The 22,012-nt window shown below is 62.6% G+C and carries 17 protein-coding genes; 8 read left to right on the top strand and 9 right to left on the bottom strand.

Features of this window, described 5'->3' with window-relative positions; translation table 11 throughout:
- Nucleotides 1-184: 184 nt before the first annotated feature.
- The 5 genes from AC1HIY_RS09745 to AC1HIY_RS09765 form a co-directional block, all read right to left on the bottom strand.
- On the bottom strand, nt 185-877 hold the full coding sequence (locus tag AC1HIY_RS09745; protein ID WP_479576536.1) for a cell division ATP-binding protein FtsE: 693 nt from the start codon (nt 875-877) through the stop codon (nt 185-187).
- Nucleotides 878-974: 97 nt separating this feature from the next.
- Complete coding sequence (locus tag AC1HIY_RS09750) at nt 975-1,754, bottom strand: class I SAM-dependent DNA methyltransferase (RefSeq protein ID WP_479576537.1); 780 nt, start codon at nt 1,752-1,754, stop codon at nt 975-977.
- Nucleotides 1,755-1,797: 43 nt separating this feature from the next.
- Nucleotides 1,798-2,865: a 4-hydroxythreonine-4-phosphate dehydrogenase PdxA gene (pdxA, locus tag AC1HIY_RS09755; RefSeq protein ID WP_479576538.1), complete on the bottom strand. Its 1,068-nt coding sequence runs from the start codon at nt 2,863-2,865 to the stop codon at nt 1,798-1,800.
- A 100-nt stretch (nt 2,866-2,965) separates the two neighbouring features.
- A complete protein-coding gene (locus AC1HIY_RS09760; protein ID WP_479576539.1) occupies nt 2,966-4,462 on the bottom strand; it encodes a leucyl aminopeptidase in 1,497 nt (498 codons plus the stop codon).
- The gene (locus AC1HIY_RS09765; RefSeq protein ID WP_479576540.1) at nt 4,459-5,538 is read right to left on the bottom strand and encodes a DHH family phosphoesterase; all 1,080 of its coding nucleotides are present in this window, start codon (nt 5,536-5,538) and stop codon (nt 4,459-4,461) included. Before AC1HIY_RS09765 ends, AC1HIY_RS09760 begins: the two co-directional genes overlap by 4 nt.
- 277 nt (nt 5,539-5,815) lie before the next feature.
- On the opposite strand from AC1HIY_RS09765, the gene AC1HIY_RS09770 reads away from it, so the two are divergent.
- The 3 genes from AC1HIY_RS09770 (at nt 5,816) to AC1HIY_RS09780 (ending at nt 8,709) form a co-directional block, all read left to right on the top strand.
- Complete coding sequence (locus tag AC1HIY_RS09770; protein ID WP_479576541.1) at nt 5,816-7,267, top strand: DUF2851 family protein; 1,452 nt, start codon at nt 5,816-5,818, stop codon at nt 7,265-7,267.
- A gap of 62 nt (nt 7,268-7,329) precedes the next feature.
- Nucleotides 7,330-7,644, top strand: a complete 315-nt coding sequence (locus AC1HIY_RS09775) for a putative quinol monooxygenase (RefSeq protein WP_479576542.1) — start codon at nt 7,330-7,332, stop codon at nt 7,642-7,644.
- Between the two features lie 159 nt (nt 7,645-7,803).
- Nucleotides 7,804-8,709 (top strand): HDOD domain-containing protein, encoded by a 906-nt coding sequence (locus AC1HIY_RS09780; protein ID WP_479576543.1) that lies wholly within the window; start codon nt 7,804-7,806, stop codon nt 8,707-8,709.
- Nucleotides 8,710-8,781: 72 nt separating this feature from the next.
- Here the strand turns inward: AC1HIY_RS09780 and AC1HIY_RS09785 are convergent, their stop codons facing one another.
- The 3 genes from AC1HIY_RS09785 to AC1HIY_RS09795 form a co-directional block, all read right to left on the bottom strand.
- Nucleotides 8,782-10,737 carry a TonB-dependent receptor plug domain-containing protein gene (locus AC1HIY_RS09785; protein WP_479576544.1) on the bottom strand — a complete coding sequence of 652 codons (1,956 nt, stop codon included), beginning with the start codon at nt 10,735-10,737 and terminating at the stop codon, nt 8,782-8,784.
- 238 nt (nt 10,738-10,975) lie between these two features.
- Nucleotides 10,976-11,512, bottom strand: a complete 537-nt coding sequence (locus AC1HIY_RS09790) for a hypothetical protein (RefSeq protein ID WP_479576545.1) — start codon at nt 11,510-11,512, stop codon at nt 10,976-10,978.
- Between the two features lie 196 nt (nt 11,513-11,708).
- The gene (locus AC1HIY_RS09795) at nt 11,709-12,977 is read right to left on the bottom strand and encodes a glucose-1-phosphate adenylyltransferase (RefSeq protein WP_479576546.1); all 1,269 of its coding nucleotides are present in this window, start codon (nt 12,975-12,977) and stop codon (nt 11,709-11,711) included.
- Nucleotides 12,978-13,476: 499 nt separating this feature from the next.
- On the opposite strand from AC1HIY_RS09795, the gene AC1HIY_RS09800 reads away from it, so the two are divergent.
- Together AC1HIY_RS09800 and AC1HIY_RS09805 are read left to right on the top strand one after the other, a co-directional pair.
- The gene (locus AC1HIY_RS09800) at nt 13,477-13,749 is read left to right on the top strand and encodes a hypothetical protein (protein ID WP_479576547.1); all 273 of its coding nucleotides are present in this window, start codon (nt 13,477-13,479) and stop codon (nt 13,747-13,749) included.
- Nucleotides 13,750-13,874: 125 nt separating this feature from the next.
- Nucleotides 13,875-17,495 (top strand): coiled-coil domain-containing protein, encoded by a 3,621-nt coding sequence (locus tag AC1HIY_RS09805; RefSeq protein ID WP_479576548.1) that lies wholly within the window; start codon nt 13,875-13,877, stop codon nt 17,493-17,495.
- Nucleotides 17,496-17,531: 36 nt separating this feature from the next.
- On the opposite strand, the gene AC1HIY_RS09810 is transcribed toward AC1HIY_RS09805, so the two are convergent.
- Nucleotides 17,532-17,981: a thiol-disulfide oxidoreductase DCC family protein gene (locus tag AC1HIY_RS09810; RefSeq protein ID WP_479576549.1), complete on the bottom strand. Its 450-nt coding sequence runs from the start codon at nt 17,979-17,981 to the stop codon at nt 17,532-17,534.
- Nucleotides 17,982-18,492: 511 nt separating this feature from the next.
- Between AC1HIY_RS09810 and AC1HIY_RS09815 the strand changes: the two genes are divergently transcribed.
- The 3 genes from AC1HIY_RS09815 to bamG all read left to right on the top strand — a co-directional run bounded on the left by AC1HIY_RS09815 (nt 18,493) and on the right by bamG (nt 22,011).
- Complete coding sequence (locus tag AC1HIY_RS09815) at nt 18,493-19,248, top strand: glycogen/starch synthase (RefSeq protein WP_479576550.1); 756 nt, start codon at nt 18,493-18,495, stop codon at nt 19,246-19,248.
- A 166-nt stretch (nt 19,249-19,414) separates the two neighbouring features.
- Nucleotides 19,415-20,578, top strand: coding sequence for a hypothetical protein (locus AC1HIY_RS09820; protein ID WP_479576551.1), 1,164 nt, complete (start codon nt 19,415-19,417; stop codon nt 20,576-20,578).
- 59 nt (nt 20,579-20,637) lie between these two features.
- Complete coding sequence (gene bamG, locus AC1HIY_RS09825) at nt 20,638-22,011, top strand: BamG family beta-barrel-assembly machinery protein (protein WP_479576552.1); 1,374 nt, start codon at nt 20,638-20,640, stop codon at nt 22,009-22,011.
- The last annotated feature ends 1 nt before the right edge of the window (nt 22,012 follow it).

A 22,012-nucleotide genomic window follows, 5' to 3' on the forward strand; every position in this document is an offset into this window, starting at 1 on the left:
AGACCTGTGGCATGGCCCCGCCCGGCGGTGGACCCGAGGCTTCGCGGGTGGATAAAAAATGAGGGGGTACGGAGCGCCGCACTCCCGTCATCGCAAAGCGTCAAGCGGGCAAAATATAACGCCCCCGGTACAGCCGAGCAAACCCATTGCCGCGCACCCGACGGGAAGACGCCCCGGAAATGAATCACGCCTCGTGAAGGGTCTCCGGATCCACCTCTACGAGTTGTCCCTTCACGAAGGCAAGCGTCCGGGCGGGAAACTTGCGGACGAGGCGGTAATCGTGCGTCGCCATGAGGACGGTCATGCCCTGCCGGTGCAAGCCGAGGAGCAACTTTTGTATCTCGTCGGCCACGGCGGGATCGAGGTTGCCCGTGGGCTCGTCGGCCAGGAGAATCCACGGCTCGTTGACGATGGCGCGGGCGATCACCACACGCTGCTGTTCACCGCCGGAGAGTTCGTGCGGATAACGTTTGCGCTTGTGGCTCAGCCCGACGCGCGAGAGCGTCTGCAACACCCGATTCTTCACCTGCGCCCCGCTCTTCCCCGTCGCATACAGGGCAAAGGCGACGTTCTCGAAGACGTTCCGATCGGGCAAGAGTTGAAAATCCTGAAAGACGACGCCGAGGGACCGGCGAAGGTACGGCGTGTCCCGGGGACGAATGGTGTCGCTCCGGTAGTCACCGATGCGAACGACGCCGGCGTCGGGCAGCACGTCCATGTACATCAGGCGCATGAGGGTCGTCTTCCCGCTGCCGGTCGGCCCGACGAGGTAGACCATCTCCCCCCGGCGGATATGCAGCGAGAGGTCCTCGAAGACGACGCGCTTCGAACCGTTGGGAAGCGTGTGCGAGACCGTGACGTGCTTCAGTTCGATCAAGGTCGGAGCGTGCTGGGGTTGGAAAGGCGAACACTCATCGAGCGCGCGGGCTGCAGTATACCAAATCCGCCGGACATCCGGAGGCGCTCTCGTCGGGTCAGGTGGCCTGCGACGCGGCGGGGCGGCGCACGACCCAGTGGACGCGCTCGGAGTCCGCCTTCGCCTCCCGCTTCGAGAACCCGTCATAGGCAGCCTCGATCTCGAAGCCGGCCTCCTCGACGAGCGCGCGGATCTCATCCGGCGTATACGCCTTCTGTACGTGGGTTTCGAGGAACGTGCGCCCGGTCACCGTCAGTTCGAACGTCGTCGTGTGGAGGCGCGTCTCCCGGTCGTATCGACTATGACGGCGGAAACTGAACGCATCGTAGGAGCCTTCGTCCTCGAAAAGCGCCTCGTTGTTCTCCGAGTTCGCCGGGGTGCTCTGATCGAAGAGGAAGAGGCCGCCGGGCCGGAGGGCTTCGAACGTACAGCGGAAGAGGGCGCGTATGGCGTCCGTCTCCAGGAGGTAGTTCAGCCCGTCGTAGACGAGCAGCGCCACGTCCACGGGCGCTTCGACGCGGTAGTTCGTGAAGTCGGCCACCTCGAAGAGCAGGTCCACGCCCGTCATCTCGGCTTTGGCCCGCGCCACGCGGATCATCTCCGGCACGGCGTCCGTCCCGGCATAGCGATACGGCCCCATGGGCGCGAGTTCGAGCGCGAGCGAGCCCGTGCCGCAGCCAAGTTCGAGCACCGTCTGCGCCTCGGGAAGGAAGGTGCGGATCAGTCCGTGCACGTACGCGGCCCAGAAAGCGTAATCCACGTGCTCCATCACCACGTCATAACCCGCCGCGAGCACGGAATACGGGGGCGTCTCTCTCCGATCCGATGGATCCGTCATGGGGCTCTTTCAACGCTGGTTACCGAAAAGGTCTGCGCCCCGCTCAACTCGCCTTCCGGCGGCTCAAGGGCGGGCGGCGGCGGGCTATGTCGATGGCGAGATAGATGGCGCTCCGCATGCTCCCCGGCGATGCTTTCCCGCTCCCGGCAATGTCGTAGGCGGTGCCGTGGTCGGGCGAGGTGCGGACGATCGGCAAACCCGCCGTAAAGTTGACGCCGGTGTCGAAAGCGAGCGTCTTGAACGGCACGAGGCCCTGATCATGATACATGGCGAGCACGGCGTCATAGTTCCGGTACCCGCTCACGGCGAAGAAGCCGTCCGCCGCGAAAGGACCGAAAACGAGCCGCCCTCGCTCGCGTGCTTCTGCGATGGCCGGGAGGATGAAATCTTCCTCTTCGTGCCCCATCACGCCCCCGTCGCCCGCGTGCGGGTTCAATCCGAGGACGGCGATCCGGGGTCGGGCAATGGCGAAATCACGGATGAGACTCTCGCTGATGATCTCCACCTTTTCGAGGATCGCCTCCCGCGTGACGTACTTCGGCACGTCCCATATTGCGAGGTGGCCGGTGACGAGCCCCACCCGGAGTTTGTCCGCGATCATCATCATCGTGAAGCGCTCGCATCCGGTGCGACGGGCGATGAACTCCGTGTGTCCCGGCTCCCGGTAGCCCGCCATGGCGATGGCTTCTTTCGAGATCGGAGCCGTCACCATGGCGTCGACCTCACCGCTCATGCACAGATCGACGGCGCGCGCGACGGCCTGCATCGCCAGCTGCCCCCCCGCCTCGGTGATCGCGCCGAACTGCACGTCGAACGACGACCCGCCGGTCACGTCGAGGACGGTGATTCCTCCTTGCTCGATGCGCTCCGGCGCTTCATGGACGATGCGGAGCCGGAGATCCCCGAAGCCGAGCCTGGCGGCATGCACCCGGAGCACCTCCGCCGAGCCGATGACGAGCGGCTCCATGTATTTATTCAGCCGGGAGTCGGCAAGGCATTTGATGACGACTTCCGGCCCGATGCCGTTGGGATCGCCGAGCGTAACGGCCAGGCGCGGACGTTCCCGCCGAGCGGGCGTGTCCTGGCCTGTCTCTGAAAACGGATCCATCATGATGACGCTCCTCCCCGAGGGGGCTGTAAAAATGATCGGTAGGGAAAAGCCCCCGGCGGAGCTTGTGGATGCTTCCCCTGCCGCCGCTCACCGACGCTCGTCACGATTTGCGCGGGCGGGCGTACCCCCGGAGGAAATCGGCGAGGAGACGCACCCCGAAGCCGGTCCCCCCTTTCGGTCGATAGGGCTTCGGCTCTTTCAGAAACGACGGCCCGGCAATGTCGATGTGGATCCACGGATAGTCGACGAAGTGTTCGAGGAATTTCGCCGCGGTGATCGACCCGGCTCCGCGCCCGCCGATGTTCTTGATGTCGGCGACGTTGCTCTCGATGAGTTTTCCGTACTCTTCGTACATCGGGAGCGGGTGCACGCGGTCGCCGGTTCGGTCGCCGGAGGCGCGCAGGGCTTCGAGAGAAGCGGCGGTCTCGGCGTCGTTCGTCATGACGGCGGCACACTCGTTGCCGAGGGCCACCACGGCGGCTCCGGTGAGTGTGGCCAGGTCGATCACGAGTTCCGGGCGATAGGTCTTCGCATACGAGAGCGCGTCGGCGAGGATCATCCGGCCCTCGGCATCGGTGTTGAGCACCTCCACGGTCGTGCCGGAGTGCATCCGTACGACCTCGCCCGGCACGTAGGCATTCCCGCCGGGGCGGTTGTCCGTGGCCGGGATGAGGCCCACCACGTAGACCGGCGTCTCCAGCCTCGCGACGGCCTCCATTGCGCCGACGACCGCCGCCGCGCCTGCCATGTCGGATTTCATGTACTCCATCGAGCCTTCCGTCTTCTTGAGCGAAAGCCCGCCGGTGTCGAAGACGACGCCTTTGCCCACAAGCACGACCGGGCGCTCGTTGACGGCGTGCTCCGGCCGCCAGGTCAGCACGGTGAACGTGGGCGGCTCGACGCTCCCCCGGTTCACGGCGAGGAGACCGCCCATCCCCTCCGCTTCGATGAGCGCTTTGTCCCATACCTCGGCTTCATACCCGTACTTCTTCGCCGAGCGCTCGATGGCCTTCGCGAAAAGCACGGGCGTCTTTTCATGAGGCGAGAGGTTGACGAGGTCGCGCGCCGACATGACGCTCTCGGCGAGGATGCGTCCGCGCTCGGCCCCACGACGGCTCGTCTTGTCCTGATCCGAACTGTGGAGGACGATGCGTTCCGGCCCGGAGAAAGCTTGCTTCGCGTCGGTCTTGTACCGCAAAAATCGATAGGCGGCCAGCATGAACCCTTCGATGAGACTCTGGCTCACCACCTCGGCGTCGAGCGCGAGCACCGGCGCGGAGATACCGACCGTCTCGGCCTTCGCCGTCTCGACGAAGCGAACGCCTTCGGCCACGGAACGACGGACTCGCTCGGCGTCGACGCCGGCGGCGGCCCCAAGGCCCACCAGCGCTACGCGCCGGGCATTCGCTGTTTCCGGATAGATCAGCACGCCGCTGCCCGGCGTCCCCTTGAAATCGGCGGCCGCTCGGCCTGCCGAGGGACCGAACACCTCTTCGAGCTCGGCAAGCGCCGCCTGCACCCTGTCCTCGGTCACGGGGATCAACAGCAGGTCGACGTCAAGCTCTCGAAGCGGAATCGTTGTGACGGATACTTTCATGATGGCGATTTTTTTGACTGAATGTCGAGCAGTGAAGAAAGATAGGCCTCATCCTCGGGAGAGAGCGTCTCATCCTCTACGGGCGCCTCATCTTCGAGGGCGAGGAACCGGGGCGCGGCGCGGATGACCTCCCGGATGGTTTCCTCGAGCGAGCGGGTGATGAACGCTCCGGAGGCATTGCGATGCCCGCCGCCGCCGAAATGCTGCGCCCATTCGTGCACGAACGCCGTGCCTTTCGAACGGAAGCTGACCTTCGTGCCGCGCTCGGTCTCCGTGAAGAGCAGCGCCGCCTCCACGCCCTCGATGGAAAGCACGTAGTTGACGAAGCCCTCGGTCTCCGAGACGTCCGCACCCGTCTCTCGGAGCGCCCGCTGCGAGACGATCATGTAGCCGACGCGTCCGCGATACCGGAGCGTGAGCGTGTCGAGCGTGCGGCTGAGCAGACGCAGCCCCTCGACGGTTCGCGTATCGAAGAGTGCGGTGTGAATGGGTGTGGGCCGTATGTCGCCGCGTTCGAGCAGGTCGGCCACGATTCGGTGCACCCGCGCGTTGACCGTGCTGTACCGAAACGAGCCGGTGTCGGTCATGATGGCCGTGTACAGGGCCGTGGCTATCTCCGCGTCGATGAGACCGGGGTCCAGAGCCGTGATGATCTCATAGACGAGCTCACCCGTTGAGGACGCCGACTCGCGGCGGTGCATGAGATCGAACCAGTCTTCCGGGCCGGGATGATGATCGATGAGCACCTTGACCGCCTCGCTGTTGCGCACCGCCTGCCCGAGCTTGCCGATGCGCGCGACGCCGTTCGTGTCCACGACGAAGATGACGTCCGCGCCGGCAATGCGCTCCCGCTGGCTGAGCGATCCTTCGAACACCTCCACGTCGGAGACTCCGGGGAGCCAGCTCAGGTTGTAGGCGAGACGGTCGCTGTTGATCATCGAAACCGATTTGCCAAGTTTTTTGAGCAACCGGCCCAGCCCCAGTTCGGAGCCGACGGCGTCGCCGTCGGGGCGAAGATGAGTGGTGATGACGAAGCGCTCGTGCGCGTGTATGAGGGAAATAATTGGTTCGATCATTCGAATCTCCTGCCTTCAGAAATAGCCCATTCTAAACGCGGCCCTGGTCCAAATGTTCGACCGGGCAAGGCCTCTCCACGGCGTCTCCACAAGCCCGGCACGGAGCCGGAAACCCCTTCTGTCCTCGATCCAATCGCTTGATCCCGGTCCCTTCGAACGTCCGAAAAATCCTGTTTATGCCCATCCCGCGACGATGGATTTTTTTCGAAGCGGGAGGTTATATCCGGAGTCCCTCATGTGTTTTATATGAAATGCCCATCGCTGACCGAAAAATGTCATGTCCGTCTCCCTTCCCCCCTCCGAAAAACGCCCCGCGCTGAAGCTTCCCCATCATTTCTATGGTTGCCGGGACGCCGTCTTCGAGGTCACGCTCCACGAGCCGCCGGCCTCGCCTCGCGCCGTTCCCGAAGCGTTCGTGCACGACCTCTGGCGCACACAACGTTTCGCTCCGGAGGCGTTGAACACCTCGGACGGACGGGCCGTCGAGGTCATCACGCCCGGCGCGCTCAACCCCGACGCCGGCCCCGACTTCTCCGGCGCGCGCCTGCGCATGGGAGAGATCGAGTGGGCGGGCGACGTCGAGATCCACGTGTCTTCGGGTGCGTGGTTCGAACACCGTCATCATCGCGATGCCCGGTACAACGGCGTCATTCTCCACGTCACGCTCTTCGCCGACCTGTGGACGGGCGGGCTGCTGCGAGAGGACGGCAGCGTGATTCCGGAAATCACGCTTTTCCCTCACCTCGACGCGCCGCTCCACCGCCTCCTCCACCGCTTCCACACCCGCGCCGAGGACGAACTCCCGTGCGAGTCCGCCTGGCCCCGTGTGCTTGCCTCCGTCTCTCGCCCCTGGATCGAGCGGTTGGCCCTCGAGCGCATGGAAGCGCGACGCCGGGCGCTGGAGGCACGCTATCTCGCCGCGCCGGACCTCGAAGCGCTCCTCCACGAACGCCTCTTTGCCGCGCTCGGCTACGCCAGGAACGCCGCTCCGATGACCGAGCTCGCCCGCCGTCTCCCGCTCGCCCGGATGCGCCGCATCGAGGACCCGCGCGACCTCGAAGCGCTCCATTTCGGAACGGCCGGACTCCTCCCTGCGCCGGCCGACCTCCTCGATGCGGACCGGGAAACCGCCGACTACGTGATGGATCTCCACGAGCGCTTCGAGCGACTCCGACACGGCCTGCCGGTCCAACCGATGGAGCGGGCTTCATGGCGTTTCTTTCGGCTGCGCCCGGCCAACTTCCCCCCGCTCCGTATCGCCCAGGGAACGGCGCTCCTCCGGTCCTTCCTTCGCCACGATCCCCTCGGCGCCCTCCTCACCGCGCTCGACGCCCCCGCTCCGGCGGCAGCGCTTCGAAGCGCGCTCTTCGTCCGTCCCCCGTCCTTCTGGGACCGCCACGTCCGCCTGGAGAGGGCCGCGCGCCCCCGCAACCCCTCCCTCGGCGCATCCCGCGTGGATGCGCTGCTCGTCAACGCCGCCCTGCCGGTCCTGCTCCTTCTCGCCGATCAGCGCGGCGACCCGGCCCTCGAAGCGCGGATCTTCGACGTCTTGCGCTCGCTCCCCCCGGAAAAGAATGAAGTCACCCGCCGGTTCGATGCGCTCGGCGCACCCTCCGGAGACGCCCTCCAGACGCAGGGTCTGCACCAACTCTACCGCACGCGATGCCGGAACGGGCGGTGCCTCTCTTGCCCCGTCGGGCAGTTTTTGCTCGGAACCGGTTGTGCGTGAGGACCGGCTCCGGGTATCTTGGATCCGCCCACAGGCTTCCTCACCAAATCCACGTCGCACTCGTGCTCATCCGCCTCGTCCGCATGACCTTCCACCCTGACCGGGTGGAAGATTTCCACACGCTCTTCTCAAGGGTTGCCCCCCGCATCCAGTCCTTCGAAGGCTGTCTCCACCTCGAACTCTGGCGGGATGCGCGATACCCCAACATCCTTACGACCTACAGCCACTGGACCGGACCTGAAGCCCTTGATCAGTACCGCAAAAGCGCCCTTTTCAAGGAAACATGGGCGGACACGTCCCGTCTCTTCGTCGCCCCGCCCCGGGCTTACAGTCAGTTTCGGGTTCGCTCCGAAAAGATGAACACGGGGGTCGCTTAGTTATTCTCCTTATCCGCCGATAAAAGTATCGGCCCCACCCGTTTCTTTACCGGACAGGTACGAGAGATCACTCACTCATACACCGCTCCCGCCACCATAATTTTTTCTCACTCTATTTGAATGGCGGCTTCAGTGCCACGGCGCCCGCCGGGAAGCAAAATGACGACCCCGACAAGAACGTCCTTGAAGGCAGAGCGCAAGAAAAAAGTGCCCGATCTCGATCTGCGCTTCCCTCCTCTGCCGCGGACAGTAAAGGAAGTGTCCACGCTCCTTGCCGAGCAAACCGACATCCCCGACACCCCGAGACTCACCGAGATCATCCACAACGACCCGGTGATGGCCGCTTCGGTCTTGAAGCGAATCAACTCCGCTTATTTCGGCGTCCGTCGGCACGTGAGCGATGTCACCAAGGCCGTGCGCCTGCTCGGCTTCCTGGAGGTCTGCAATATTGTCCTCGCCTCCGCGATGATGAGCCTCCGAGACGTCGTCAAGACCCGGATGCAGGCGAATATCTTCGAGCAAATCATGCAGGCAAGTGTGGGAACGGCTTCCTATGCGCTCGAACTGACCCATTACCTGAAAATTCCATACCGTGAAATCGCGTTCACGTCCGGGATCCTCCATGCTTCGGGCCGTCTCGTATTGCTCCACAATCGGCCCGCCGAATACGAACGTCTCTGGCGAGGCTGCGCACCGGGGACTATGCCGACGGCCGAGGCCGAGCGTGCGCTCTTCGGCGTAGACCACTCGTTGCTCGGCGGCATGGCCGTCGATCACTGGCATCTTCCGTCGAGTGTGGTGCAGGTCGTCCGCTCGTACCTGACGCCCGGCCACATCAAAGAGCCGAAGCTTCGGGTCATCGCCCTGGCCGTATCCGTGGCGGCCTCGGCTACCGAACAGTTGTGCATGAACCCCGGGAACACCAACCTGCGGTTCGAAGCCAAGACGGCGCTCCGCATCCTTGCGCGCTCTTCCGAAGTCACTACGCAGGAATTGATCGAATTGATCGAGGCCAGGCGAACGAGCGTGACGGAATTCATGGCCTCCATGGTCTACTCGCCCTGAGTTGAGGCTCAGACGGGTTCGCTCGCGCCTGCAGGCGATCGCATGCCGCTCTCCATCGCACAAGGAACGAGGTCACAGGGAAATGCTGACGCCGCCGCGCATCTCACGTCCCGGGCCGGGTAGTCCCAGTTGTGGAAGGCTCGCTTCGTCCGTCACGTTATCGGCACGAACGAAGAACTCGGCAAAGATCTGACGTCGGGGCAGGAACAGGCGATACGCCAGTCGCCCGTTGAGCACCAGCGAAGTCGGCAGAGGCTCGAGGGTATTGTCCTCGTCGAGGGCATAGGCGCGGCCCGTATAGACGGACTGAAACGTGAGGGAGAGCCCCCACGGCGCGTTGTAGGTCAGCGTCAGGGTGCTGAGCCACTCCGGTTTTTCTACGAGCGGACGGTCGGGGCCGTCATCGACGAAGGCCCGAGTCCTCATCCACGTGACATGGCCCTGAAGCATCCACCGGGGCACGAGGGTCGTCGTTCCCACCAACTCGATGCCGTAAACCCGGCTGCCGTCGAGGTTGATGCGCTGTCGCCGTCCGTCCGCCGTCCGTCGCTGATCGATGGTGTCGAAGGTGCGGTTCAGGAAGACGATTGCCTCGCCGGCCACTTTTTCCGAATGCAGAACCAGCCCCGTCTCCCCGAGGAAGGAAGATTCGGGTTTGAGATTCGGATTCACGAGGAAACGCCGGAGCGCCGCTCCGAAAAGCTCGCGCATGGTGGGGAAGCGCACCTTTCGCCCGGCAGACGCTTTGAGCGAGAGCGTTTCGTTGAGCGTATAGACCACCCCCGAGGTGACGCCGTAATCGAAAGTGGGCGCGCGGGGCGGTTTGTCTCCGGTGCGCGGCGTAGCGATGCCGTCGAGGCCGGCGCCGACGACGAGGTCGAAGCGTTCGCCGAACCGAATGTCGTATTCCGAGCCGAAGCTGTAAATGTTCTGCCGGTAGACCAGGCGTGGGCCGAGATCGGGCCGTCCGGCATCATCAAAGGCCGTGTCACGCTGGCGGTGGGTGGACGTGAGCGCGTTCAGGGAGAGACTGAGCGCGCCGTCTCCCAGAAGCCGCCGATAAATGAGGCGCGAGCCGAAGGTGACATCTTCATCCTCTTCTCGGTCGCTGATCCGGTCGTAAGCAACGGACGTGAACTGCTCGATGGTTTGCATGAAGCGGCTGCCCCACACGGCCCCGCGCAGACGCCCGCCTTCCCCGAGCCCCATCGCGCCGTTGAAGATGAGCATGGTGTTTCGCCAGGTCGGATAGCGCCAGAAGCGCACGCGGTCCACTTCGGGATTGAGATGACTCTCGGGCGCCACCCCCTTTTCCCCATCGACGTGAAGCACCGAGAGGCCGATCTCGGCGTCGTTCCTGAACCGAAGGCTGCCGCGACTGAAAAGCGTGAAAAGGTCTCGGTCGGTATTCGTTCGACGATCGGGATCCGACTGGCTGTACGGCAGATCCACCCCATCAGGCAGCGCTACGGCCTTCCGCGTGGCATATCCAGCCGAGCCTGCATAACTGAAGCGTCCCTTCGAGAGCAGATACGTTGCCATACCCTGGCGGAAGCCGTGCGAACCCACCATGCCCGTAGCTTCGGCGAAACGGCCGGAACGTCCGAGCGAGCGCGAGGTCATGTTCACCGCGCCACCGATCACGTTGGCGCCGTAGAGCACGGACGGGACGCCCTTGGCGACGGTCATCCCCCCCACGATGCCGACCGGGATGAGACTCAGATCTACCCGATTGTCCCACGGCACGTTGACGAGCGCCCCGTCGAAGAAGAGGGCGAGTTGCCGTTCCCCCGCATTGCGAATGTAGACGAGCGTCTCGCCCCGCGAGTTGGTCTGAACGAAGGCGGAAGGGATCAGCCGGGCCACTTCGGAGACCGACACGGCGTCTTCCCGTACGAGCGAGGCAAGAGAGACCTTCTGCATGGTCATCGGGGGGACGGCCTCCACCTCCTCGGCCCCCACCACGATCTCCGCCAACTCATACGAACGAAGAGAATCCGCCTCGTTCGTCCCCGATTGCGCATGCACAGAAAACGGAACGGCGAAAAAAAGGAGGAAGCACGAAAGGAGACGCCGTCGGACGAACACGCGCCGGCGCCCATGCGCCGCCCTCCCTTCGGCGCGAGGATTCTTGCTTCTTATCACGATCGATTGGTCTCGGCTGATCTGTCCATCATCGGGCGGCGGGCACGTCCTTGCCGGACCACCCTAACTGTTCAAGCCCCCCCCTGTTCCACCCCGTATGCGGGACTTTCTCAACCGAGTTTCACCCACCGAAAGCCGCCGCCACCCGGGCCACCGTGGGATTGTAGATTTGTTCTTCGATCCGGCGATAATACGGCGGGACCTTCTGATAATGGGCCGAAGCCGCGCGTTTTTCGAGCGTTTCTCTCAGGCCGAGCATCTCTTCGAGCACGCTCCGATACCCGTCGTGCACGAGGAATTGTTCGGAGACGACCGCCCCGAGCGCCCGGCTCGCCGCCCGATACGAGGCCCCGTCCTTGAGCCGGTCGTACGCGGCCCGATGCGCTTCGAGCAGGGCCGCATGCTTCTCTACGACCCGCTGATATTCCTCGACGTACGAGATCAGGTTGCGATGGGCGGAAGCGAGGGTCTGAAGGGTCTCGGCATCGGAGCGCGCCCGGTCCAGCTCCTTCGCAAACCGTTCGTTGGCCTGATGGATCTGAGCAACGGCAGCCTCTTCCGAGCCGTAGCCGCCATAGGTGCGGCAACCGGTCAGCACAAAGCCGACAAACAGGAGAATCGCGAGGGTGGGAATGGACTGAAGGGCGCGTGTTTTCATCGTGATGCGATAAGGATGCGACAGGGAAGTCTTGGAGTGTGCGTTCGAAAGCGTTCCGCTTCGGGTCGGAATATCCCCAACTTCAGCCTGGGGAGCACCCCCTTCGAAGCAATTCCACGCTTTTTTCAAGGGCCGCGCAACGGCGCGCGGAAGGTTCCGGCTTGCCGGGCACATTCGTCCATGCCCGGAAGGCAGCTCAGATAATGGTGTCGTCCGGGATCTCCGCGTTTTTGGGAATGACGACGATCCCGTCCCGGATGTAAAAATTCGGTCCCTCGCCCTCCTGCACGTGCTCCCGGTTCTTGATCACGCATCGTTTCCCGATGCTTCCGTTCCGGTCTATGATGGCCCCTTCGATATACGACTCTTCCTCCACACCGGGCCGGGCGGGACCTTCGACCGGATCCCGCAGCGACACATCATGCCAGGGAAAGTAGTCGGCCCCCATGAACACGGTATCCTTGATCGTGGTGTTGTTGCCGATGTACGAGCGCAGTCCGATGACCGAGTTCGTAATCTGGCTGTTCACGATGATGCTCGCCTCAGCGATGATCGAGTCCTGGATGTACGAATTCTGGACTTTTGCCGGCGGCAGCATGCGGGCGTTCGTATAGAGGAGCCGTTTGGGGTTGTAGATGTCGAATTGCGGGTGCCGCTGGGCAAGCATCAGGTTGGCGTCGTAGAAGGAGCGGATGGTTCCGATGTCGCTCCAGTAGCCCGAGAACGGATAGCTGACCACCCGTCGCTTCCGGATCGCGCTCGGGATGATCTCTTTCCCGAAGTCATGCGCCTCCGGATGGTCGGCGAGCAAATCCCGCAGCACTCCACGGCTGAAAATGTAGATGCCCATGGACGCCAGAAATACCCGCCCGGCAGCTTGCATCTCTTCGCTCACCGGACTCTCCTTCCCAGCAAGTTCCTCCGCCGGAGGTTTCTCATAGAACTCGGTGATCAAGTGATCCGCATCCGTTTTCAAAATGCCAAAACCGGGCGCCTCCCGGGCCGTGACGGGGATCGAGGCGATGGTGATGTCTGCCTCGTGTTCCTTGTGATGCGCCGCCATTTTTCGGTAATCCATCGAATACAACTGATCGCCCGAGAGGATGAGCACGTAGTCGTAGCGGAAGTTGGCTACGTGGATCATGCTCTGACGTACGGCGTCGGCGGTGCCCTGAAACCAGTCCTTCGAGTAGGGGGTCTGCTCGGCCGCCAGGATCGAGACGAAGCCCTGTCGGAAGCGGTCGAACCGATAGGCGCGGGCGATGTGACGGTTCAGACTGGCGGAGTTGAACTGCGTGAGGACGAAAATACGGGAAATGCCGGAGTTGATGCAGTTGGAGATCGGCACGTCGATGAGGCGGTACTTGCCTGCGAGCGGCACCGCCGGTTTCGCCCGGTGCTTCGTGAGTGGGAAGAGCCGCGTGCCGGCGCCGCCTCCGAGAATGATGGCAATAATTTCGTCCATATGGATAATGTTTGGATAACTCGAGGAACAGGGAAGGGCAAGACTCGCAGCGGTCTCTCTCGGCAGGAAAAACCCACGCTTCCAGGGCCGCCGGAATGAAGGGAACGTACTAAGCGCACCGTACGGGTTCAAGTCCGCGGCGCCTTCAAAGGATTTTTACAGGTAAAGAATTTGTTTCCGCCCTCCCCGGTCAGTATGTTTTTCGCTGCCATGGAGGCGTCAGGAAATCAGATTTTGTCCGGAGACTCCTCGATGGCAGGCGTTTCAATCCCCACCCACGACGCTCCCCCTACTTGTGCGGACCCTATGCCGCTCGCTTCCCCGAACATTCGCTCACAGTTATCGTTTCGGCGTTGACCGACGTATCCCCACCCAAGCATTCCCGTACGGTCATTGTCGATTCCAGCGGCGTAAGCTCGTCGAAACCTGGCGTCGCACCTTTCTCTAAAGATCAACATCCTACGACTTGTCCCTTATGGTGGAAAGCCTCGTCAAGAACATGACCCACATCATCTTCTGGTGTGTGGTGATATGCTCCATGGTGAGCATTCTCGTGGTGCTTACGTTCCAGCAATTCACCTTTCTGCTCGGTTTGTCCTTGATTATGAACGTATGGAGCATCATCCAGAGCGAGCGGAATGGTTTCGTGAAAGCGAAGGAGATGCGTCGCGCCTTCGAGCCGCCGCGTCATTTTTCCGGGTTTCAGATTCTCGTCGTGGTGCTCCTCATCCTCGCGGAAATCGGCGTGGGCGTCGTCGTGCTCCTGCTTTGACCGAACGGACCCGACGGTACGCGCCCCCTGGGGACCGGTAATTCCACGGGCGCCCCTGAAACACCCGTATAGGGCTCGGGTACACGTGTACGTCACCGCTGCCTTAACCCACGCCCTTCCGCCGTATGAGCGAGCATACCCTTCAACTCGTCGAGCGTCTCCGGCAACGCCTGCGCGCGGCCATGCGGCGTATGACGCTCGCAGAGGCGCTGTTCGGCCTCGTGCTTATGCTGGGCATCCTCTCGGCCTACTGGGTCCTTTCGGTGGCGCTGGAGGCGGGATTCTGGCTCGATGGGTCTGTGCGCGCGGTGGTGTTCTGGACGGGTGTGCTGACGGCCACGGGGCTGTTCGTCTTTTTCTTGCTATTGCCCCTGCTCCGCTTCACCGGCCTGTTGCCCGGCCCTTCCGAAGAAGGCATTGCCCGGCGGATCGGGGCGCGCTTCCCCGAGGTCTCGGACCGGCTGGTAAACCTCCTGCAACTGGCCTCCGGGCGGCACACGTCGGCCCCGGATGCGCTCGTCGAGGGTGCGGTTCAGATGCTGGGCCGACAGGTAGAGTCCGTGCCGTTCGAACAGGTCGAAGACTTCCACCGGGCCCGGCGCGCGGCACGCCTTGCGGCCTGGCCCGTGCTTGCGCTCCTCGTCTTCCTCATCGCCGCCCCCTCAACTTTTCTCGACGCCTCGAAGCGTCTGCTTTCGCCCGGCGCTTCCTTCGAACGGCCCGCCCCCTTCTCGTTTCTCGTCGATCCGGGTTCGGTCGAGCTCGTCAAAGGCGCTTCCCTTGAGATCACGGCCCGCACCGAAGGCCGAAGCGCGCCGGAAGCAATCACCCTCTCGCTCAACTACCTCGACGAAGCCCCCATTGAGACCCTCGACCTCAGACGCGACTCGACGGGCGTTTTCCGGCATACGCTCGTCAACGTGCGGCGGTCGCTCCGGTACCGCGTCTCGGCCGGTCGGGTACGCAGCCCCTGGCACACGGTCACCATCGAAGAGCGGCCCCTCGTGCGCGGGCTGCAGGTAGCGCTCGAGTACCCCGCCTACACGCGCATCCCGCCCCAACGCCTCGAACCCAACGTGGGCGACGTGGCGGCGCTGCCCGGCACGAAGGTCCGTCTCGACGTCCGTCTCGGCGGCGAACGGGTGACCGAGGCCTTCCTCCGCTTCGATGACGGCTCGCTCGACACACTCGCGCTCGACGCCGATCGCGCAACGGGATCGTTCACGCTCCGCCGCGAAGGCAGCTATCAGGTGCTGCTCCGAAACGACCGGGGGATCGAGAACCAAGCGCCCATCACGTATGAAATCACGCTCGTCCCCGACGCCTATCCCGCCGTCGTGCTCCTCGAACCCGAACCGCTCACCGAACTGAACGAGGAGATGCGCGCCGCCCTCCGGCTCCGCATCGCCGACGACTTCGGCTTCGCGCGCCTGCGCCTCTATTACCGCCTCGCCGAGAGCCGCTTCGGACAACCCGACGAGTCCTTTTCCCACTTCGACCTCCCGCTCGACGCCCCCCGTCTGCTCGACCAGGAAATCACCTATGCGTGGCTCCTCCGGCAGACCACGGCCCTCGACCCCGTCCCCGGCGACGTGATCGAATATTACGTGGCGGTGTGGGACAACGACGCCGTGGCCGGCTACAAATCGGCCAAAACGCCGCCGCATCGACTGCGCATGCCCTCGCTCGCCGAGCAATACGAGAACCTGAGCGAGACACAGGATCAGGCCGAGAGCACCCTCGAAGACCTGATGCGCGAAGCCGATACGGTCAAAAAGCAATTCGAGGAACTGCGCGACGAACTGCGACGGAAACCGGAAGCCGACTGGGAAGATCAGCGGCAGGTGGAGCAGCTCCAGGAACGCCAACGCCAGATGGAACAGCGCGTCGAAGAACTGACCTCACAGATCGAGGAAGCGACCGCTCGCATGGAGGAAAACGACCTCGTCAGTGAGGAAACGCTGCAAAAGTTCGAGGAGCTCCAGAAGGTCGCCGAGGAGATCAATTCGCCCGAGCTCATGGAGGCGCTGAAGCAGCTTCAGGAGGCCATGCAAAACCTGAACCTCCAGCAGATGCAGCAGGCCATCGAAAACTTTCAGTTCAATGAAGAGCAATATCAGGAACGCCTCGAACGCACGCTCGAGTTGTTCAAGAAACTGAAGGTGGAGCAGGGACTGGACGAAATCGCCCGGCGCATGGAAGAACTCGCTCGGAAAGAGGAACGTCTGGCCGAAGAAACCGGGAAGCTACAGGAACAGCCCGAAGAGGACCCGTCGCCTCTCGAAGATGAGCCTGAAAAGGAGGGCGATGCTGAGAATAAGGATACTCAGAAGGCCGAAAATCAGGAGGGGAAAAACCAGGAAGGCGAAAACCAGGAAGGCGAAAACCAGGAAGGGGGAAATCAGGAGGGGAAAAACCAGGAAGGCGAAAATCAAGAAGGCAAGCCGCAAGAGGGCGGTGAGCAACAAAACGCGGAGGAGCGGGAAGCGCTGGCGCAGGAACAAGAGCGGTCTGCCGAGGAGATGGAGGCTATCGAAAAGCGCATCGAGGAGCTGAAGGAACAGATGGAGGAGCTTCGCAACGCGCCGAAGCAGGATATGGAAGAGCTCAGCCGACAGATGGAGCAACAGGCGTTGCCGGAAGAGATGAAGAAGAACGCCGAACAGCTCCGGAACGGTGAACTGCAACCCGCTCAGCAGGGACAGCAGCAGATGCAACAGCAGCTCCAGCAAATGCAGAGTCAGCTTCAGCAGATGCAGCAGGGTATGCAGAGCCAGCAGATGCAGATCAACCTTGCCGGCCTTCGCCAGGCCCTGAGCGACGTCCTGACCCTTTCGGAGCGTCAGGAGCTCCTGCGCCGCGACGTGCGCGGCCTCTCCGCCGACAGCCCACTGCTCCGTGAGTACGCCCACCGGCAGGTCGAACTGGGCGAGGGCCTGAGCACCGTCGTCGATTCCCTGCAATCCCTGGCCCGGGAGATCCCCCAGATGACTCGCGAGGTGCAGCGACATTCCGGGGAAGCGCTGCGTGAGATGGGGGCGGCCACCGAGGCCATGGCCGACCGCGTCGCCCGGCGCGCCAGTGGACATCAGAAGGGCGCGATGACTCAGCTCAATGAACTCGCGCTCCTCCTCTCCGACCTCCTCAACCAGATGATGAACGCCTCTTCCGGCTCCGGAGGCAGCATGTCCATGCAGCAGATGATCCAGCAGATGCAGCAGATGGCGGGCCAGCAACAGCAACTCAATCAACAGATTCAGCAGTTGCTCAACGACATGCAGGGCAACCGCCTCACGCAGGACATGCAGGATCGCCTCCGCCAGATTGCCGGACAGCAGGAACAGATCCGCAACCAGCTCCGTCAGCTCAGCCGCGACCGCAACCTCCGCAACAATGTGCTCGGGGATTTGAACCGGATTGCGGAACAGATGGACGAGACCATCCGCGAACTCCAACAGAAACGGTTCAACCGGAAGACCGTTCAGCGCCAACAACAGATCCTGACGCGTCTCCTCGACGCCACCCGGTCGCTCCAGGAACGGGGACGCGAAAAGAAACGGGAAAGCCGCCAGGGAGAAACGTTCACACGTCCGAGTCCGGGAGAATTGACGCCCGCCGAGGAAGCCGAAAAGCTGCGCCGGGACCTTCTTCGCGCACTCGAAAGCGGTTATGCGCCCGACTACGAAGAGTTGATCAAGCGCTACTTCGAACTGCTCCAGCAAAAGACGCTCGACCGACAGGAATAGTCCCGCTCTCCTTTCGCTCGACGGGCGCTCATCCGTTCACAAGAAGCGGGATCGGAGTTCCGGCGTCGGGATGCGGCACGAATCGCGTTTGCCGAACCAGCGATACCGATTCCGGGCAATCCAGTCGTATATCCGATCGCGGATCGGGCGGGGAACCACGGAGAACACGGCGAGCGCCGGCCACGCTCCTTTCAGCCTGCGAGCGATGCGAAGGACGGCGTCGGAGCGCCGATAGATCCGGTCCCCCTCCACGAGCACGATGCTTTCGAGCGATGCTCCGGTGGCCCCCGCGCGCTGCAGAATCGCCTCCGCCTCCTCCGATTGTAGGGAGGCGAACCTGAAATAACCGTCCGGGTCGCGGTCGATGATGAAGTTTACGCTCCCGTTGCACAGGTTGCACACGCCGTCGAAGAGCACGAAGGCATGGCGCTCCGGAGGTTCGGACAGGCTTGCTTCGGGTTGGATGTCGGCGTGCTTTTCGGACATGACGGCGCCCCTACGTTCGGTTCTCACGAGTCCTACGCCCTTTTCATGCCAGGGTTCTTTTTTTGCAATAACGGCATTATGGCCGTTCCCCGAAAAGGAACCTCGGATCTTCATACCGGTAACCAGAAACAATCACGGCTCTCAGCCTCCTCCCGAGCATCCCGGGCCCCGCCGCCGGTCGCCGCTAAAGATGCCGATGCTCGGAATACTCCCGTGCCTGCTCATCGGAAAAGCACCGTTTGCAAAAACACCCTTCTCTTGGAAAAGTGAGCTTATCTTCTTAAATTATAAGGCTAGTTTTGCATTACAAAAACACGCGACTCCTCACAATGCAGGATTTACCGTGGAAATCCCGATTCCGCATGAATGCGGCGCCTTCAAAAGAGCACCAACCCGGGGCCTCCGGATGATTCTTCCGGGCGAAGCATCTTGAGGAACCGTATCGCCCCGTGCCCTGCACCGACCGATTGCGTATCCCGCTAACCTAATGACCAGAAGCATGACAAACGCGATGAGGACTCTTTTCGTCTCAGGTGAAGTTGCCCCGTTCACGCACGCTTCAGAACTTTCCCGACTGGCGCGTACGCTCCCCGAGCATCTCCACGAGACGGGTGACTTCGAAACCCGCATCATGATGCCCCGCTACGGCATCGTCAGTGAACGTCGGAACCGCCTGCACGAAGTCATCCGCCTCTCCGGCGCGGAAATCCCTATGGGGGACGAAACTGAGAGCTTGAAAGTAAAAGTGGCCTCGATTCCGGGCATCCGCCTTCAGGTCTACTTCATGGACAACAACCGGTATTTCAAGCGGAAAGGAATTTTCTCCGACAAGCAGGACAAACTCTTCCCCGACAACCTTGAACGCGCGCTCTTCTTCTCCCGCGGCGTGCTCGAGACGATCCGCAAGCTGGGCTGGTCGCCCGACGTGGTGCACGCCTTCGGATGGATCAGCGGTCTGACGCCCCTTTTGCTCCGCACCGAGTACGCCTCCGATCCGCTGTTTGAAAACGTGAAAATCGTCTATACCCCGGAAACCGTCAATTTTGAAGCCCGCTTCACGGCCGAGCAATCCGCTCATCTGGGACTCCCCGAAGAGACGGTCGGCCAGTCGCCGGTAGAGATCGGGCTTCACTTCACCGACGCCGTCATCTACCCGCCCTCGCTCTCGCCGGTCAACGGCGCTCCGCAATTTGGCGAAGAAGCCGAGGATATGTGCGCGAAAGCCGTCTCCGTTTATGAACAAGTGTCAAACGGCGTGCCTGCCTGAAACCTGATACCGGGCTTCGGCATAGACCCTCCTGCTTAACGTAAGAACCCCATCGACACCCGTCGCGTGGGGTTTTTACTATGCTTCCGCCTCTCATACGATTCCACGCATCCGGTTCGTTATCGGGAGGCGCAACCCTTTCGGCGATATTGTGAACAGCCTGCCCATGCCTCGTCCTTTTGTCTTCTCCACCCTGGTCCTTTTTCTCCTCGCCTTCACGACGGCCTGTGAAGATCCCTCCAACGTGGGCATCGAACTCATCGGCGATCAGGGCGGCGATCCGGTCGTGGTCAACCTGCCGCCCTCCGTCTTCGAGATCGAACCCATCACCGACATCACCGGCACGACGACCCAGATCCTGCGCACCCTTTCGGGTCGGGTGGAAGATCCCCTCCTCGGAACGATCGTCGCCACCGGAAACCTCGACTTTCGGGAGCCTGCCGGAATCACCGACGTTTTTCGCAACGGAGAAATCACCGAGGCCACCCTGCAGCTCGTAGTGGATTACGCGTACGGCGATACGTCCCGCGTCCTTACGCTGGCGCTGCGCGACATCCCCGACGAATGGGACGCCGCGGGCTCGACGGCGGACACGGTCATTCAAGCCGCGCCGGAGGTCGTCACGGAGTTCAATGTGGCCCCCACCGACTCGCTTGTCGGGATCGCTTTACCGGGCGCCTGGATCGATGCCCATAGCTCCGAGCTTCGTTCCGAGAACTTCAACGACGATTTCCACGGGTTCCAGTTCGAGCCCGTCGAGGGAAACGCCGTGGTCGGATTCTCCGCCGTCGGCGCGCAGTTGATCGTGGTCTCGGGGGGCGAAACGGCCACCTATACGATCGCCAAGAGCCTGAGCACCCTTGCGCGCACCGACGTGCCGGACCTGGGACCGGACCTCCTTGCGCTGCAAGACGGCGTCGGCACCAGCATCGACGTGTCTTTCGACTTTCTCGCGGACTCGATCAGGGATACCGCCGTCAGTCGCGCCGTCTTCCTTTTTCCGACGGATACACTTACGTTGGCGGCGCAGACGCCCCCCGGCTTCGTGCGTCCTCGTCTCGGCGACCTCTCACTCGTTGGCATCACGGATGCGGGCCCGGCGCTCGAACTCATCCGCACCTCTGCCGACGCCGATGGTCGATATCGTTTCGAAGCATCCGGACTTCGGAACATCGTCCAGAGCATGGTCCTCGGAAAGTCTACGTTCGAGCGCTTCCGTCTGACCGTCCCCACGGACAACAACACCATCAACGCGGCCCTTTTCTATCGAAGCGGCTCCGGTCCACAGCGTCCGGAAGCGGTGCTCACCCTGACGCCTCCGGACAATTGAGCGGTCCGCCCGTTCCTTCCTCACGCCCCCTCGATCATCCAGCAACCTGACGCAGGTTCATGAATCACAGCAACACCGGGACGTTTTTTCGCCCGTCCAATCCTCCGACAAGGCCGAGTCGATCATTACGCCTTGCCGGTCGGCGCGGCCTGTTGATCTTCGGATGTCTCCTGTTCTTCGCCTCGACGGCGCAGGGGCAACGCTCCAATGACGGCTCGATCTACTCGCGCTTTGGTCTGGGCGAGCTCCGCACGTTCCCTTCCTCGCAGCTGCAGGCCATGGGCGGAGGGGGCTTCGGCTTTCCCTCCTACAATGCCCTCAACCTGAACAATCCGGCGTCGTGGGGGGCGCAGATCCTGACGCGGGTGACCGGCGGCATGCTCTATCAGACGGTCGAAGCCACCGACGCTTCGAATCAAACGAGCCGCCTCACCTCGGGCTTCTTCAACGGATTGCACGTCAGTTTTCCCCTCCTCAAACAAAAGCTCGGGATGGGACTGGGCTTCGTGCCCTACTCCCGGGTCAGCTACCGCGTGCAGACCAACGGTTTTCTGAACGCCGACCCGGCGGTTCTCGACACCACCTCGTACGAGATCAGCTACCAGGGCAACGGGGGGCTTCAGCAAATCGTCGGCGGCCTCGGCTGGCAAGCCGGCAGCCTCGTCGCCGTAGGTCTGACCGGCCGTTTCATCTTCGGCATCCTCGAAGACACGCGCCGCACGGAGTTCCTCAACCCGTTCTTCGAAGACGCCGTGGTCACGAACGCCACCCGGCTCTCCGGTTTTACGGGTTCTCTCGGCATACTCGTGCGCCTGCCGAAGGCCTTCTCTACGAACGACGCCCTGAACCTGGGCGCCACGGTCACGCTGCCGGTGACGCTGACCGGTAAGCGCGTACGCACCCTCGGCTCAGGCGCCGCCCCGGACACCCTCGGAAACGACATCTCCGGCAAGGCCGACCTGCCCTTCAGTCTCGGCGTCGGCGCTGCGTATCAACCCGGAACGCGCTGGACCTTTATCGTCGACGCGCAATACGAAAACTGGAGCTCCTTCGAAAGCGACTTCACCTTCCCCGGTTATGCGCCCGACGGCAGCCGATCCTTCCAGGACCGCCTTCGTCTTTCCGGCGGCATTGAATTCTTACCCGCGGGACACGATCTTCTGGCGTCGTATCTTAAGCGTACGGCGCTTCGGCTCGGCTTCTACTACGACCGCTCGTATGCCAGTCCGAGACCCGACGTCACGATCGGCACGTATGCCCTCACCGGCGGATTCAGCTTTCCCACGTTGCATCCCGGCACGCGGATTGATATCAACTTCGAGTTGGGCACACGAGGCACTACCGACTTCGGGTTGGTCCGAGAGCGCTTTCTCCGAATCGGCGCAAGCATTAACTTTGGAGAGCTCTGGTTCGCCAAACGGAAACTCGGCTAGG

It is taken from the genome of Rhodocaloribacter sp. (genome assembly GCF_056451265.1).